The following is a 15,359-nucleotide window of genomic DNA, read 5'->3' on the forward strand; positions in this document are numbered from 1 at the left end:
CACCGATGACAGCAAGCGCGAACCAAGGAGAACCAGATGCGCACCCTCATCGCCACCGCCTTCGTCTCCCTCGACGGCGTCGTCGAGGCACCCGGTGGCGAGCCGGGGCACCGCAGCTCGGGCTGGACGTTCAAGGACATCGAGTTCGACGAGGCCGCCTACGAGCTCAAGGGCCGTGAGCAGGAGGAAGCCACGGCCATGATGATGGGCCGGGTCAGCTACGAGGCGTTCGCGCCGGTGTGGCCGACGCTCGACTACTTCCCGCAGTACAACGTCATGCCGAAGTACGTCGTCTCCCGCACGCTGAAGGACGACCAGCTCGTCGGCAACTGGGGTGACACCACCATCCTGCGCTCGCTCGACGACGTGGCGGCGCTGAAGGAGACCGAGGGCGGCCCGATCTCCATCCACGGCAGCGCGACGCTGAACCGCAACCTCTCCGACGCCGGCCTGATCGACCGCTACCACCTGCTGGTGTTCCCGGTGCTGCTCGGCGCGGGCAAGCGGCTGTTCAGCGCGACGGACAAGGACAAGCAGATGCTGAAGGTCGTGGAGAGCGAGACCTACGCCAACGGCATCCAGAAGCTCGTCTACGACGTCGTGCGCTGAAGCTCCCGCTCCGGTTCCACCGGGGCCTTGCGCGCCGGGGTGAGCTGCACCAGCACGATCGCCCCGACGAGGATCGCCGCACCGGCGAGCTGCAGGAGCGACAGCGTCTGGCCGAGGAACGCGAAGCCGAGGACGGTGGCGACGATCGGGCTGCAGAAGCCGAGGAACGACAGCCCGATCGCCGGCACGCGGTCGGTGCCGCGGAACCACACCGAGTAGCCGAAGAGCGAGCCGAGCACGACCAGGTAGCCGAAGCCCAGCGCGTTGGTGCCGGTGATCGTGCTCGGCAGGCCTTCGAGCAGGAACAGGACGGGCAGCAGCACGAGCCCGCCCGCGGTGAGCTGCCAGCCGGTGAACAGCAGGACGCCGACCGGCCGCTGCCACCGCTTCGTGAGCACGATCCCGGACGCCATGCAGACCGCGGCGCCGAGCGCGGCGAACACGCCGACGAGGTCCAGTCGCGCAGTGGCTTTCAGGACCAGCAGCGCGACCCCCACCACGGCCGCGAGGCACGCGAGCACGTGCGGCAGCCGGATCCGGTCGCCGAGCACCACCGCCGCCAGCACCAGCACGACCACCGGTTGCACCGAGCCGACGAGCGCCGCGACGCCGCCGGGCAGGTGGTAGGCGGAGACGAAGAGCAGGAAGAAGAACGCGCCGATGTTGAGCGTGCCCAGCACGAGCGCGCGCCACCACCAGACGCCCTTCGGGAGGATCCGCCCGACCAGCACCAGGACCAGGCCCGCGGGCAACGCGCGGACGACCGCGGCGAGCAGCGGCCGGTCCGGTGGCAGCAGCTGCGTGGTGACGATGTAGGTGCTGCCCCAGATCATCGGTGCCAGTGCGGTGATCGCCGAGTCGGCCAGCAGCCGGTTGCCCTTCATGACCTTCCCCCGTCAGTTCGTGCCGAAGAACCGGTCGCCGAAGTCGCCGATGCCGGGCAACATGAAAGCGTCCTCGCTCAGCCGTTCCTCGATGGCGGAGGTCACGATCCGCACCAGCGGATGACGCGAGCACACCGCCTCGATGCCCTCGGCCACCGTGATGAAGGTGACGAAGACGATGTTCTCTTCTAGCACGCCGTGGTCGAGCAGCACTCGAATCGCCGCGTTCGCCGTGCCGCCGGTGGCGAGCATCGGGTCGAGCAGCAGCACCTGGCGGGACGCGATGTCGTCCGGCAGGTTCGAGTAGTAGAGCTTCGGGAGCTTGGTCGTCTTGTCCCGCTGGATGAGGATCTTGCCGATGCGCGCGGCGGGGACGACCGCCCGCAGTCCTGCCTCCATGCTCTCGCCCGCGCGGATGATCGGGACGCCGACGAGCTTGCGGGCCGGCCTCAGGCCGCGGTAGGTCGCGCCGACGGGGGTGGTGACGTCGCACGGCTCGAACGGCAGCAGGTTCAGGCCCGCCTCGATCAGCAGGCGGTTGATCCGCTCGGTGTGGAAGACGAAGTCCTCGCGGGAGGCGTCGCGGTCGCGGACGATCGTGTGCAGCGCGCGCAGCTGGTCCGTCTGCGGCAACAGGTGCACGTTCTTTTCGAGGTAGGCCTCGATGGAGGTCACGAGCACTCCTTCACGGCGGCGACGACACCGGCGAACGAGTCGACGAGCCAGGTGGGGTTCGCACTGAGCAGTTGGTCGACGCTGTGCACGCCGTAGGACACCGCGACCGACGACATCCCGGCGCCGTGCGCCATCAGCACGTCGTGCGTCGTGTCGCCGACCATCACGGCGTTCGCCGCGGCCACGCCGAGCCGGTCCAGCACCACGAGACCGGACTCGGGGTCGGGCTTGGGCTTCGACACCTGGTCCGCGCCGACGACCACGGCGAACTCCTCGCGCAGACCGGCGGCGGTGAGCAGTGCCTCGGCGTTGCGGATGAACTTGCTCGTCGCGACGGCCAGCAGGAACCCGTCCTGCCGCAACGACTGCAGCCCGTCGTAGACGCCGGCGAACACGAGCTGCGTCGCCATCGGCAGCACGATCTTGCGGAACGTCGACTGGTACAGCTCGACGCACGTCGCCACCACCGGCTCGTCCTCGGAGATCCCGAGGACCTTCGCGAACGCCGCCGGCAGCGGCAGCCCGATGGTCCCGCGGATCGTGGCCGAGTCCACCGTGGGCAGGTCGAGCTGCGTGAACACGGCGGCGAACGTCGTGACGATCCCGCGCGGGGTGTCGACGAGCGTGCCGTCCAGGTCGAAGACCACGCACCGGTTCATCGGGAGAACTCCTTCGCGTGCGCTACGGCCAGCTCGGCGGCCACCTCGGCGGTGCTGATCAGCACCGCCTGGTTGGCCTTCGCGGACCGGCCGTCGGTGGCCCGGTCGACGGCGCGCATCAGGTACTTCGTGATCGCCTGACCGCTGACGCCCTCGCGTTCGGCGCGCGCCACCGCGTCGTCGATCACCGCCTCGACCTCGGCGCCGTCGATCGCGTCGGCGAGCTTGGTCGGCGTGGTGACCAGGAACCCGCCGGGGTTGCCGACCGCCCAGTGGTTCTCGATCGCGCGGGCCAGCACCCTCGGGTCGTCGAGCCGGTGCGGGCTGCGCAGGCCGCTGGAGACGCAGTAGAACGCCGGGAAGTCCTCGGAGCGGTAGGCGACGACCGGCACGCAGTGCGTCTCCAGGAACTCCAGCGTGAGACCGAGGTCGAGGATGTTCTTCGCCCCGGCGCACACCACGGCGACCTTGGACCGGGTGAACTGCACCAGGTCCGACGAGATGTCCATCGTGCGCTCGGCGCCGCGGTGCACGCCGCCGATCCCCGCGGAGCAGAAGAACTTGAGCCCCGCGAGCTCGGCGGCGATGACCGACGACGCGACCGTCGTGGCGCCCAGTCCCCCGCGTGCCAGCACGATCGGCAGGTCCCGGCTGCTGACCTTCGGGATGCCCGGCGTCGTCGCGAACCTCTCGACGTCGTTCTCCGAGAGGCCCACCAGGATCCGGCCGCCGTCGATGCCGATGGTGGCCGGGACCGCGCCACCCGCGCGGACCGCGTCCTCGACCCGCCGCGCCGTCTCGGCGTTGTCGGGGTAGTCCAGGCCGTGCGTGATGACGTTGGACTCGAGCGCCACGACCGGTTGCCCGGCCGTGATCGCCTCGGCCACTTCCTCGCTGTAGACCAGGGGAATGTTCATCTGCGCCTCAGTAGGTCGGGGTCTTGTGCAGGAGTTCCTTGCGTTCCACGATCTCCGGCCCGTAGACCCGGTCCTGCCACTGCTCCTGCGCCACCGGTTCGACCGCGATCGACACGACGCCCTCGGCGCAGCCGAACGCCTTCGTCACCGCCGCGGTGATGCCGGCGACCAGCTCCGCCGACTGCGCGTCGGTGAGCTGCTTCGGGAAGTGCTTGATGTTCACGTGCGGCACGGGGTCCTCCTCACGACTGGTTCGCCGCGATGGCGAGGGTGACGGCCTTGGTGACGGCGGCGATCAGTTCGGACATCTGCTCGTCGGACAGCAGCACCGGCACGCGGGCGACCTCCTGCTGCACGGCCGAGCGCTGGTCCATCGACGCCATCAGCTCGTCGATGTCGGGCTCGCGCAGCAGGCTGTAGTGGTCGGCCGCCAGCTCGACGACGACCGGGTCGGTGACGGAGAAGCCCTCGCTGCCCTCGATGAACGAGTAGTCGTCGCCCTGCGCCTTGAAGATGGTCAGCGGCGCGGAGATCGTGCGTTCGGCCAGCTCGCTGAAGGTGTACTTGAACGAGAAGGTCTCCGTGACGATCCGGATGATCCGGCGGACGAGCTCGCTGTCGAGGTCGCGGAACTCGCTGCTGATGAACGCCGCGAAGCTGTCCTCGTCCTTCGCGATCTCGAGGCACCGGGTGAGCAGCGGGTCGGTGATGCTGCCCGCGAACACCGAGAACAGGATCGTGACGAACGCGCTGTTGTCGTAGGACGCCTCGTCGTTCGCCCGCTCCGAGCGCACCTTCGGCGATCCCGGCGCGATCAGGAACAGGTTCGCGACCTCGTGCCCGGACTGCTCGAGCTGGTAGGCCGTCTCGAACGCGACCCGCGCGCCGAAGGAGTAGCCCCACAGCGTGTACGGGCCCTCCGGCTGGACCTCCCTGATGGCCTCGATGTCGGCCGCCGCCATCTCGCGGATCGTGCGGTACGGCGTCTCGCCCTCGTTGATGCCGTGGGCCTGCACGCCGTAGAACGGCCGCTCCGAACGACTCGCGAGCGTGCGGAGGTTCATCGGGTAGCCGCCCAGACCCGGCCAGCAGAACACCGGCGTCGCGTCACCGCTGGGCTGCAACGGGACCAGCCGCGAGACCGGTCCGTCGTGCAGGCCGTCGACGCGGCGGGCGAGCTGCTCGACCGTCGGCGACTCGAACAGGACCTGGAGCGGCAGGGTGGTGCCGAAGTCCTTGTTGATGCGGTTGACGAGGCCCACCGCGATCAGCGAGTTGCCGCCGGTCTCGAAGAAGTCGTCGTGCGTCGAGACCGTCTCGCGCTTCATCAGCTTCTTCCACATCTCGCTGATGCGGCGCTCGGTGAGGGTGCGCGGCGCGACGAACGGGCGGTCCTGGTCGTCGACGTCGGTCTTGTCCGACGCCTCCAGCGCCTTGACGTCGATCTTGCCGTTGGCGGTGACCGGCAGCGCGTCCAGCACCACGACCTTGTTCGGGATCATGTAGTCCGGCAGGAAGTTCACCAGGTCGTCGCGGATCAGCTCCGCGGGACCCTTCATGTGGACGACGTCCTCCTTCATGCCCGGGCTGCGGCGCTGCTCGTAGGAGACCTTGCCGCCCAGGAAGAAGTACGACGGGCCGTCCTGCTCGCCGACGGCCTTGAGGATGTCGCAGATCCGCTTGGCCGACGGGAGGTCGTTGTCCGACTTGGAGCTGTAGCCCGACGACATGAAGCCGAGGTCGACGTCGTTGGCGGACAACCGGTGCATGGTGCGGCCGAGGTCGATGTAGCGCCGCCACAGCTCGGGCGACCGGGAGACGGCGCTGACGCCGAAGCTCGCCCGCTCGTACACCGCCTGGTTGATCGCGATGACGTGCTTGCGCAGCACGATCTCGTCGGAGACCCGCTCGAACTCGCCGCCGGCGTAGCGGTACAGGCCGCCGGGCAGGCCGGGGACCCGGCCGGGGTGGGTCTGCAGGTAGACCTCCACGTCGTCCTCGCGCGGACCGGTGTAGGCGCACAGCTCGAACGTGCCGAGGTAGTAGTCCTCCTCCGGGACCTCCAGCAGCGCCTTGGTCTCCGGCGTGAACCCGGACGCGGTGACGTCGAGGCCGTAGCCGGGCAGGACCTCCTCGAAGAGCCCGATCATGTGACCGGTCTCGATCTCCAGGACCTCCTGGATGTTGTTGAGGTACACCGCCTCGATCGCGGCCTTGTGCCCGATGAAGTGCAGCTTCGCCTGGGCCTGCGCGCTCTCCTCGACCGCGGAGATCAGGACGAGCTGGTGGCGCAGCGGGTGGTAGTAGTACAACCCCGCCCGCAGGCCCGCGATGTGGTGCAGCTCCAGGTAGAGCTGGGTCGCGTAGAGCGAACCCGGTGAGGCGTAGCCGTACTTCGGCAGCAGCCGCTGGTCGCTGAAGTGCGCGCCGAAGTAGCGCAGGATCTCGCCCAGCTCGGCGAAGCGGACGTTCCTCGGGTCGTGCGACCCGGCGCCGGCGGGCTTGCGCTCCAGCAGCCGCGCGAGGTCCGCATCGGTGACCTGGCCGCCCTCGTAGAACCGGTACGACTTGCGCGAGAAGACGACTTTGCGTTGCAGGCACGAGGCTTCCTCGCCCGGCAGCTCGAACGACTCGCGGCCCGCGAGGTCGTCGCGCACCCCGGGGTTCGACAGCTGCGCGCGGACCTGCAGGCGGCTCGCCTTCGACTGGTGGTGCGCGCCCGCGTTGCCCTGGTCCATCAGGGCGGCTTCCTTGGGGTTGAGCTCGACGCACGCGATCAGGTTCTGGAACCCGGTGCGCTGGTCCTCCTTGACGATCACCGCCGCGTTGCGCACCCAGTCGTGCGTCTCGATCGCGAGCCGGATCTCGTCCAGTTCCACGCGGTAGCCGCGCAGCTTGACCTGGCTGTCCGCGCGGCCCGCGAACTGCACGGTGCCGTCGAGGTTCTGCGTCACCAGGTCGCCGGTGCGGAACATGCCGTCCACGAACCGCTCCGCGGTCAGCTCCGGCTGGTGCAGGTAGCCGCGGGCGACCTGGACGCCGCCGATGTAGAGCTCACCGATCTCGCCGGGGGTGACGAGGTCGCGGTTCGCGTCGAGCACCCGGTAGGTGGTGTTCGCGACGGGAAGGCCGATCGAGATGGACTTCGGGGCCTCCGCGAGTTCCGCGGGGTCGACCACGTGCGACGACGAGTTGATCGTCGTCTCGGTCGGGCCGTAGAGGTTGATGAGGGCGGTGGCGGGCATCGTGTCGACGAAGCTCTGCGCGAGCGTGCGGGACAACGCCTCGCCACCGCTGAACACCTGCTGCAACGACGTGACGGTGTGGAACTCCTCGGTGTCGATCAGCGCCTGCAGCAACGTCGGCACGCACTGCAGCGTCGTGACACCGTGCTCGCGCATGGTCTCGATCAGCATCTCCGGGTCGCGGTAGATGCCGGGGCGTCCCATCACGACGGTGCTGCCGACCGCGGGCGCCAGGATCTCCCACTGCGCCGCGTCGAAGCTCATCGGCGTCTTCTGCACCACGCGCTTGGAGGCGTCGATGGCGTGCGCGTCCTGCAGCCACAGCATCTGGTTGACGATGCTGCGGTGCTCGATCATCACGCCCTTGGGGCGGCCGGTGCTGCCCGAGGTGTAGATGATGTAGGCGAGGCTGTCGTGCGCGGGGGAGAAGCCGTCGTCGAACGCCTCGTCGCAGTCGTCGAGCGTGACGATCCGCGTGGTGGGCGGCGCGAGTTCGGCGAGGCGCTGCTTGAGGGCGGGCTGGGTGACGACGACCTTCGTGCGCGAGTCCTCGATCATGTACCGGAGGCGCTCCTCCGGGTACTCGGGGCTCAGCGGCAGGTAGGCGCCGCCGCTGCAGAGGATTCCCCAGGCGCCGACGACGAGGTCCAGCGACGGTTCGACGAAGATGCCCACGCAGTCGTCCGCGCTGATGCCGAGTCTGCGCAGGTGTGTGGCCAGCGCCGAGCTCTGCTCGAAGAGCTCGCCGTAGGTGGTGGTGTCTTCACCGAAGACGACGGCTGTGCGATCGGGTTGGACCTCCACCTGCTTGCGCAGCAGGTCGGGAAGGCAGCCGCCGTCCACTTCAGCTTCGTGCGACATCTCAGAAATCCCCCAAGCGTTCAGCGGGCGTGAGCAGGTGTAGGGGCTTTTCGGTTTGGTTGAAGAACGTATGAGTGTCGGCTCGAAACCTGCTGGAGCGAACTACCTGGTGGCCAGCCGAGGAGGTCTACCAGAACGGCCTTGGGCCACAGCGGAGTTCCGCCATCCGAGACGGGTGGTTCGGCCGCGAACAGTTGCCCCACTGTCCACATTGGTGTTGGGTTGACGCCAACTTCGAGGGCGGGGCCGCGAATTGGATGTGCTCGAGTACGTGACCGACCGCTGGGACCGGTTGTCCCTGCAGGCGTTCCTGCACGTGAGTGCGGTGGTGCAGTGCACGGTGCTGGCGGCGGTGCTCGGCGTGGCGATCGGGGTCGCGGTGTACCGCAGCCCGGTCGGGTCCGCCTTGGCCACGGCTCTGGCCAGCACGATCCTCACCATTCCGTCGTTCGCGCTGCTGGCGTTGCTGATCCCGGTCTTCGGGCTCGGCGCGGACACCACGGTCGTCGCGCTGGTGCTGTACGCGCTGCTGCCGATCGTGCGGAACACCATCGTCGGACTGGCGGGGGTGGACCCGGCGGTGAGCGACGCCGCGCGGGGGATCGGGATGAGCCGGGCGGGGGTGCTGACCAGGGTGGAGCTGAGACTGGCCTGGCCCGCGATCCTCGCCGGGATGCGCGTGGCCACCCAGATGCTGATGGGCATCGCGGTGATCGCGGCCTACGCGAAGGGACCGGGACTCGGGTCCGAGGTCTTCTCCGGCCTCGCCAACGCGGGCAGCGCGAACGCGATGAACCAGGCACTCACCGGGACGATCGGCGTGGTGGTCCTCGCCCTGCTGCTCGACGGTGTGTACGTGCTCGTCAACCGACTCACCGTCTCGAGGGGCGTCCGTGGCTGAAGAAGGCATCGAGATCCGGCTGGAGCACGTCACCAAGCGCTACCCCGGGCAGAAGGCGGCCGCGGTCGACGACTTCTCGATGGTCGTGCCCGCCGGGGAGGTCGTGGTGTTCGTCGGCCCGTCCGGCTGCGGCAAGACCACGACCATGCGCATGATCAACCGGTTGATCGAGCCGACCTCGGGCACGATCACGATCGGCGGCGAGGACGCGCTGGGGATCGACCCGGACGACCTGCGCCGCCGGGTCGGCTACGCGATCCAGCAGGCCGGGCTCTTCCCGCACTTCACCGTGGCGCAGAGCATCGGCATCGTGCCGGGGCTGCTGGGCTGGGACAAGAAGAGGATCGCGGCCCGCGTCGAGGAGATGATGGACCTCGTCGGGCTCGACCCCGGCGAGTACGCCGACCGGTTCCCGCGCCAGCTCTCCGGCGGTCAGCAGCAACGCGTCGGCGTCGCGCGGGCCCTGGCCGCCGACCCGCCGGTGCTGCTGATGGACGAGCCGTTCGGCGCGGTCGACCCGATCACCCGCGGGCACCTGCAGGACGAGCTGCTGCGGCTGCAGTCCGAGCTGCACAAGACGATCGTGTTCGTCACGCACGACTTCGACGAGGCCGTGAAGCTCGGCGACAAGATCGCCGTGCTGGGCGAGCGGTCGACGGTCCTGCAGTACGACACGCCCGACGCGATCCTCGCCAACCCGGCGGACGACACGGTGGCCGGGTTCGTCGGCGCCGGCGCGTCGCTGAAGGCCCTGACGCTGACGCGGGTCCGCGACGTCGAGCTGGGCCGGGCGGTGACGGCGCGCTCCGACGCCGATCCGTCCACAGTGGAGCTGGGCGACGAGCGGTTCCTGCTGGTGCTCGACCGGCGCGACCGCCCGGTGCGCTGGGTGCAGCGCAACGACCTCAGGCGCGCGTCGTCGCTGGAGGGCATCGGCCAGCCGGTGCGCGACTCCGTGTCGTTGCAGTCGACGCTGCGCGACGCGCTGGAGGCGGTGGTCACCGAGGGCGGTCGCGCGGTCGTCACCGGCAGCCGCGGCGAGTACGTCGGCACGGTCGACCTCGCGACGGTGACCGACGTCGTCCAACGGCTGCGGGCGAGCGCATGACGGCCGAGCGGATCCGGTTCTGGGCACAGCCCGTCCTGGTGCTGCTGATCGTCGCCGGGGTGTTCGCGTGGGTGTTCGGCGGCGAGCTGACCGCGACCGAGAAGGGCACGCTGAACCCGTCGTCGCTGCTGGCGGCACTGCGCGACCACCTGGCGATGACGGTCGTGGTGACCGCGATCGTCGTGGTGGTGGCGGTGCCGGCGGGGGTAGTCGCGACCAGGCCGTGGGCGCGCTGGCTCGCACCGGTGTTCCTGGCGGTCGCGAACGTCGGCCAGGCCGCGCCCGCGCTCGGCGTGCTGGTGCTGTGGTTCCTCGTCACCGGCGCGTCCGGCGGGCTGTGGGTGGCCGCGCTGCCGCTGGCGTTCTACTCGCTGCTCCCGGTGCTGCGCAACACGATCGTCGGCCTGCAGCAGGTCGACCCGTCCCTCGTGGACGCCGGGCGCGGCATCGGCATGTCGCCGGCGGCGGTGCTGTGGCGGGTCGAGCTGCCGCTCGCGGTTCCGCTGGTCCTCGCCGGCCTGCGCACCTCGCTGGTGCTCGCGGTGGGCACGGCGACGTTCGGCCTGTTCGTCAACGCGGGAGGGTTCGGGCTGCTGATCGACACCGGGTACAAGCTGAGCCTGACGAAGGTCCTGGTGACCGGCTCGGTGCTGGCCGCCGCCCTCGCGCTGCTGGTCGACTGGGCCGGCGCGGTGATGGAACGCCGCCTCGGCCCCAAGGGGGTGCGGTGAAGAAGCTCGTGCTCGTCCTGGTGCTGGTCCTGTCCGGCTGCGGTCTCGACCTCAACACCGCGCTGCCGTACCGGGTCCTCCCGGGCTCCATCCAGGCCGACCGGTCGTTGCGGGGCGTCGAGATCACCGTGGGGTCCAAGGACTTCACGGAGAACGTCCTGCTGGGGTACATGGCGGAGATGGCGCTGTCGGCGGCGGGGGCGGACATCGTCGACCTGACCGACCTGAAGGGCTCGCAGACCGCGCGCCAGGCCCTGCTCAACGGCGAGATCGACGTCGTCTGGGAGTACACCGGCACCGGCTGGATCAACTACCAGGGCAACGAGACGCCGGTGCCCGGCGGTGAACAGGCGCAGTACGACGCCGTCAAGAAGGCGGACCTCGACCGGTTCGGCGTCGAGTGGCTCGCCTACTCGCCGCTCAACGACCAGTACGCGTTCGCGGTCACCGAGGCCTACGGCGAGCAGCACGGCCTGAGGACCACGTCGGACCTGGCGGCGTTCCTGGGGCAGAACCCGGACCAGGCGGTGTTCTGCCTGGAGACCGAGTTCACCAGCCGGCAGGACGGTTTCCCCGCGGCGCAACGGACCTACGGCTTCCCGACGACCGAGGTGAAGAACTTCGGCATCGGCACGATCTACTCGGCCGTGGCCGGCGGCACGTGCCCGGTCGGCGAGGTCTTCACCACCGACGGCCGCATCGCCGCGCAGAAGCTGCGGGTGCTGGAGGACGACGAGAAGGCGTTCCCGCAGTACAACGTGGCGCCGACCGTGCGGGCGGACTTCCTCGCGCGGTACCCGCAGATCCGCGGTCCACTCGAGACCATCAGCCGCGCGCTGACCAACGAGCAGATGATCGAGCTGTGCCGCCGGGTCGACGTGGAGGGCGAGGACGCGGGCTCGGTCGCCCGCGACTGGATGGTGGGCAAGGGTTTCGTGAAGACCGACTGATCATCCACTCCGGACGGCCGCGAGCGCGAGCTCGTAGAGCCGCCGCAGTTCGGCGAGGTCGCTGCCGCCCTGGTCCAGCCAGGCGGTGGTGGCCGCGTCGAGGCACGCCAGCACGGTGGCGACGACCGCCTCGCCGACGAGGCCCGCGGGTGCGTCACCGGTGCCGAGCCGGCGTTCGACCTCCGGTGCCAGGACCTGTTGCCAGCGCAGGTGTTTCTCCAGGTGCCCCGCGCGCAACGCGGGGTTCGCCGCCACCAGTCGCGAGATCTTCACCCCGCGCCCGGGGTCCAGCCGCGTCTCCAGCACGAGGAACGCCTGCGCGAGAGCGTCGTAGATCGGCTCGTCGTCCGGCCGTGCCCGCAACGCCTCCAGGATCACCGGCCCCTGCTCGGCGAGGTCGCCGAAGACGATGTCCTCCTTCGCGCCGAAGTAGCGGAAGAAGGACCGCCGGGAGATCCCGGCCGCGGCCACCACCTGGTCGACCGTCGTCTCCTCGAACCCCTGCTCCAGGAACAGCTCGAGCGCGGCGTCCACGACCTCTTCCCGGACGCGGCGCCGGGTGCGGTCCCAGAGGCGTTCTGACATGCCCCCAGCCTAGTGGCGTGGCGCCCTCTCGGCATTCGATGCTAACTTGGCACTCGATGCCAAGGAGGACCTGAAGTGACAATCAACTACCGAGGAGCGCGCGTCCTCGTCACCGGTGCCAGTGCCGGGATCGGCGCGCAGTTCGCCCGTGAGCTCGCCCGCAGGGGCGCTGACCTGGTGCTCGTCGCTCGCCGGGCGGATCGGCTGGAGGCCCTCGCCGCCGAGCTGGAGGGCGTCGAGGTGACCGTGCTGCCGTGCGACCTCACCGCGCCGGGTGCCGTCGCCGGGCTCGCCGCCGAGCTGCGGCAGCGGGACCTCAAGCTCACCGGGCTGATCAACAACGCGGGCTTCGGCACGTACGGGCTGTTCGCGCAGGAGGACGTCGAGCGGCTGCGGACCGAGATCGCGCTCGACATCTCGGCGGTCGTGGAGCTGTCCAGGACGTTCCTCGGCGAGCTGGTCGAGGCGAAGGGGTTCCTGGTCAACGTCGCGAGCATGGCCGCGTACCACCCGACGCCGAAGATGGCCGTCTACGGCGCGGCGAAGGCGTTCGTGCTGAGCTTCACCGAGGCGCTGTGGTCGGAGCACCGCAAGGCCGGTCTGAAGGTGCTCGCGCTCTCACCGGGCGCGACCAGCACCGAGTTCTTCGACGTGGCGGGGGAGCAGGCGTCCGCGGGCGCGCGCAGGGTGCCGCCCGGGATGGTGGTGGAGACGGCGTTGCGGACGCTCGACCGGCGCAACCCGCCGCCGAGCATCGCGGTCGGCAGGGCGAACCGGGTGATGCTCTCGTTCGGGCGGCTGCTGGGCAGGCGTCAGGCCGCGATGGTGATGGGCGCCGTCACGGCGACGTGATCAGGGGTGCTTGCGGTCGGTGTGGCCCAGGGACCGCTCCGGCGCCACCCGGTCGCGCACCAGCTGCTTGAGCACGGCGAGGTCCGGGAAGCCCTCCTGCTCCTCGCGCGACCACACGGTCTCGCCGTCGACCCGCACGTCGAACACGCCACCCGTGCCGGGGATCAGCGCGACCTCGCCCAGTTCGGTCGTGAACGTGGTCAGCAGCTCCTGCGCGGTCCAGCCGGCGCGCAGCAGCCACCGGCACTGCGTGCAGTACTCGATCTCCAGCCGCGGCGTTCTCACGCCTGAGTTCTAGCAGACGCCCCGGCCGCGGTCGCGTCCTCGCCCCAGCTCGCGAGCAGCTGCAGCGCCTCGGCGGACGGGCTGCCGGGCTCGGCGTGGTAGGTCGTCAGGAACGTCCCGGGCTCGCTGGGCACGGCGAGCGCCTCGTACGACAACGTCATCTCGCCCACGAGCGGGTGGCGCACCACCTTGGTGCCGAAGCTCTTCTGCCTGACCTCGTGGGCGGCCCAGAGCTGCCGGAACAGCTCGCTCTTGAGCGACAGCTCGCCGACGAGCGCCGCCAGCTCCGGGTCGTCGGAGCAGCAGCTCGCGTCGAGGCGCAGGAACGCGACGACGTCGGAGGCCTTGCTCCTCCAGTCGACGAAGAGGTTCTGGCACTCGGGCCGCAGGAAGATCATCCGCGCCCAGTTGCGGTCGCGCGGCTCGAGCCGGCCCCAGTCGCCGAACAGCGCCGCCGCCATCGAGTTCCACGCGAGCACGTCGGAGCACCGCCCGCCGATGTACGCGGGCACGGCGATGCCGTCGAGCAGGTGCTGCAACGCCGGTCGCAGCTGGGACCGCGGCGCCTTCTTCTTGCCCGGCCTGCTGCGGGTCAGGTTGTTCAGGTGCTCGCGCTCGGCGTCGTCGAGCCGCAGCGCGCGGGCGATCGCGTCGAGCACCTCGGCCGAGACGTTGCGGCCGTTGCCCTGCTCGAGCCGCGTGTAGTACGCGACGGAGACGCCCGCGAGCTGCGCCAGCTCCTCGCGGCGCAGTCCGGGAACGCGCCGGGTCCTGCCGTACCGGGGCAGCCCGACGTCGTCGGGGGACAGCCGCGCCCGGCGGGTGCGCAGGAAGTCGCTCAGCTCGGCGCGCGGGTCGACCGTCATGCACCCGAGTATTCCCCGCACCCGCTCCGTTGTGCCTGCTACTGCCATTGGTAGGTACGGCAGGCGTACGTAGAGCAGGTGTCTGGGTGAGTCCCCCGAACCGGAGCAGTGTCGCCATCGACACGACGAGAACGAGGAGAAACCCGATGAGCACCGTCGCCGCCTACGCCGCTCCGGCCCCCAAGGCACCTCTGGAGCGCACGACGATCGAGCGCCGCGAGGTCGGTGCGCACGACGTCCTGATCGACATCCGGTTCGCCGGCATCTGCCACTCCGACATCCACCAGGTCAACGAGGGCTGGGGCCGGGGCAGGTTCCCGATGGTGCCGGGCCACGAGATCGCGGGCGTCGTCGCCGCGGTCGGGTCCGGGGTCACCCGCCACGCCGTCGGCGACCGGGTCGGCGTCGGCTGCCTGGTCGACTCGTGCCGCGAGTGCGACAACTGCCTGCGCGGGCTCGAGCAGTACTGCACCGGCGGCAACACCCTGACCTACAACGACGTCGACCGCCACGGCGACGTCACCCAGGGCGGCTACTCGAAGCAGGTCGTGGTCGACGAGAACTTCGTCGTGCGCATCCCCGACGCGCTCCCGCTGGATGTCGCCGCGCCGTTGCTGTGCGCGGGCATCACCGTCTACTCGCCGCTCAAGCACTGGGGCGCCGGACCCGGCAGCAAGGTCGCGGTCGTCGGCCTCGGCGGTCTCGGCCACCTGGCCGTCAAGATCGCCGTCGCGCTCGGCGCCGAGGTGACCGTGCTGTCGCAGTCGTTGCGCAAGAGGGACGACGGGCTGGCGCTCGGGGCCTCGGACTACCGCTCCGCCGCCGACCCGGCCACGTTCACCGAGCTCGCGGGGAAGTTCGACGTGGTCCTGTCCACGGTGTCGGCGCCGCTGCCGTTCGACTCGTACCTCGGCCTGCTGGGGACCCGCGGCGCGCTCGTCAACGTCGGTGCGCCGGAGGAGCCGGTCTCGCTGAACCTGTTCTCGCTGCTGGGCGGCGGCAGGGTGCTCGCCGGCTCGATGATCGGCGGCATCGCGGAGACCCAGGAGATGCTGGACTTCTGCGCCGGGCACGGCCTGGGCGCGGAGATCGAGGTCATCTCGGCCGAGGAGGCCAACACCGCCTACGGGCGGGTCGAGTCGAGCGACGTGCGGTACCGGTTCGTGATCGACACCGCGACGATCTGACCGGCCGGGGGACTGCGCGCCCGCTCAGTAGGGCGGGCACGGAG

At 70.1% G+C, this 15,359-nt stretch carries 16 protein-coding genes; 7 read left to right on the top strand and 9 right to left on the bottom strand.

What is annotated here, in order from left to right; genetic code table 11:
- The first annotated feature begins 36 nt into the window (after positions 1-36).
- The gene (locus ACFWGZ_RS20485; protein WP_382453127.1) at positions 37-609 is read left to right on the top strand and encodes a dihydrofolate reductase family protein; all 573 of its coding nucleotides are present in this window, start codon (positions 37-39) and stop codon (positions 607-609) included.
- On the opposite strand, the gene ACFWGZ_RS20490 is transcribed toward ACFWGZ_RS20485, so the two are convergent.
- The 6 genes from ACFWGZ_RS20490 to ACFWGZ_RS20515 are packed head-to-tail and all read right to left on the bottom strand — an operon-like array spanning position 591 to position 7,850.
- Entirely contained in the window at positions 591-1,493 is a 903-nt protein-coding gene (locus ACFWGZ_RS20490; RefSeq protein ID WP_382453128.1) for an EamA family transporter, read from the bottom strand. The two genes, ACFWGZ_RS20485 and ACFWGZ_RS20490, sit on opposite strands and share 19 nt — an antisense overlap.
- 12 nt (positions 1,494-1,505) lie before the next feature.
- On the bottom strand, positions 1,506-2,168 hold the full coding sequence (gene upp, locus ACFWGZ_RS20495) for a uracil phosphoribosyltransferase (protein WP_382453129.1): 663 nt from the start codon (positions 2,166-2,168) through the stop codon (positions 1,506-1,508).
- Positions 2,165-2,827: an HAD family hydrolase gene (locus tag ACFWGZ_RS20500; protein WP_382453130.1), complete on the bottom strand. Its 663-nt coding sequence runs from the start codon at positions 2,825-2,827 to the stop codon at positions 2,165-2,167. Before ACFWGZ_RS20500 ends, upp begins: the two co-directional genes overlap by 4 nt.
- Positions 2,824-3,744, bottom strand: a complete 921-nt coding sequence (locus tag ACFWGZ_RS20505) for a pseudouridine-5'-phosphate glycosidase (RefSeq protein ID WP_382453131.1) — start codon at positions 3,742-3,744, stop codon at positions 2,824-2,826. The genes ACFWGZ_RS20500 and ACFWGZ_RS20505 overlap by 4 nt, the downstream gene beginning before the upstream one ends.
- Positions 3,745-3,751: 7 nt before the next feature.
- Positions 3,752-3,976: a tautomerase family protein gene (locus ACFWGZ_RS20510; RefSeq protein WP_382453132.1), complete on the bottom strand. Its 225-nt coding sequence runs from the start codon at positions 3,974-3,976 to the stop codon at positions 3,752-3,754.
- Positions 3,977-3,986: 10 nt separating this feature from the next.
- Positions 3,987-7,850 carry an amino acid adenylation domain-containing protein gene (locus tag ACFWGZ_RS20515; protein ID WP_382453133.1) on the bottom strand — a complete coding sequence of 1,288 codons (3,864 nt, stop codon included), beginning with the start codon at positions 7,848-7,850 and terminating at the stop codon, positions 3,987-3,989.
- A 253-nt stretch (positions 7,851-8,103) separates the two neighbouring features.
- Between ACFWGZ_RS20515 and ACFWGZ_RS20520 the strand changes: the two genes are divergently transcribed.
- The 4 genes from ACFWGZ_RS20520 to ACFWGZ_RS20535 are packed head-to-tail and all read left to right on the top strand — an operon-like array spanning position 8,104 to position 11,540.
- Positions 8,104-8,751 (top strand): ABC transporter permease, encoded by a 648-nt coding sequence (locus ACFWGZ_RS20520; protein WP_382453134.1) that lies wholly within the window; start codon positions 8,104-8,106, stop codon positions 8,749-8,751.
- Complete coding sequence (locus tag ACFWGZ_RS20525) at positions 8,744-9,859, top strand: ABC transporter ATP-binding protein (RefSeq protein WP_382453135.1); 1,116 nt, start codon at positions 8,744-8,746, stop codon at positions 9,857-9,859. Before ACFWGZ_RS20520 ends, ACFWGZ_RS20525 begins: the two co-directional genes overlap by 8 nt.
- Positions 9,856-10,590: an ABC transporter permease gene (locus tag ACFWGZ_RS20530; RefSeq protein WP_382453136.1), complete on the top strand. Its 735-nt coding sequence runs from the start codon at positions 9,856-9,858 to the stop codon at positions 10,588-10,590. Before ACFWGZ_RS20525 ends, ACFWGZ_RS20530 begins: the two co-directional genes overlap by 4 nt.
- Positions 10,587-11,540 (top strand): glycine betaine ABC transporter substrate-binding protein, encoded by a 954-nt coding sequence (locus ACFWGZ_RS20535; RefSeq protein WP_382453137.1) that lies wholly within the window; start codon positions 10,587-10,589, stop codon positions 11,538-11,540. The genes ACFWGZ_RS20530 and ACFWGZ_RS20535 overlap by 4 nt, the downstream gene beginning before the upstream one ends.
- Here the strand turns inward: ACFWGZ_RS20535 and ACFWGZ_RS20540 are convergent, their stop codons facing one another.
- Positions 11,541-12,125 carry a TetR/AcrR family transcriptional regulator gene (locus ACFWGZ_RS20540; protein ID WP_382453138.1) on the bottom strand — a complete coding sequence of 195 codons (585 nt, stop codon included), beginning with the start codon at positions 12,123-12,125 and terminating at the stop codon, positions 11,541-11,543.
- 75 nt (positions 12,126-12,200) lie between these two features.
- Here ACFWGZ_RS20540 and ACFWGZ_RS20545 point away from each other — a divergent pair, with 75 nt between their 5' ends.
- Entirely contained in the window at positions 12,201-12,977 is a 777-nt protein-coding gene (locus tag ACFWGZ_RS20545) for an SDR family NAD(P)-dependent oxidoreductase (protein WP_382453139.1), read from the top strand.
- Here ACFWGZ_RS20545 and ACFWGZ_RS20550 read toward each other — a convergent pair whose 3' ends face one another.
- Both ACFWGZ_RS20550 and ACFWGZ_RS20555 read right to left on the bottom strand, forming a co-directional pair.
- The gene (locus ACFWGZ_RS20550; RefSeq protein ID WP_382453140.1) at positions 12,978-13,262 is read right to left on the bottom strand and encodes a SelT/SelW/SelH family protein; all 285 of its coding nucleotides are present in this window, start codon (positions 13,260-13,262) and stop codon (positions 12,978-12,980) included. It abuts the gene before it with no gap.
- Entirely contained in the window at positions 13,259-14,128 is an 870-nt protein-coding gene (locus tag ACFWGZ_RS20555) for a helix-turn-helix transcriptional regulator (RefSeq protein WP_382453141.1), read from the bottom strand. Before ACFWGZ_RS20555 ends, ACFWGZ_RS20550 begins: the two co-directional genes overlap by 4 nt.
- A 146-nt stretch (positions 14,129-14,274) precedes the next feature.
- Here ACFWGZ_RS20555 and ACFWGZ_RS20560 point away from each other — a divergent pair, with 146 nt between their 5' ends.
- Positions 14,275-15,315 carry an NAD(P)-dependent alcohol dehydrogenase gene (locus ACFWGZ_RS20560; protein ID WP_382453142.1) on the top strand — a complete coding sequence of 347 codons (1,041 nt, stop codon included), beginning with the start codon at positions 14,275-14,277 and terminating at the stop codon, positions 15,313-15,315.
- The last annotated feature ends 44 nt before the right edge of the window (positions 15,316-15,359 follow it).

This window comes from Lentzea sp. NPDC060358, from assembly GCF_042725365.1.
GTDB lineage: Bacteria > Actinomycetota > Actinomycetes > Mycobacteriales > Pseudonocardiaceae > Lentzea.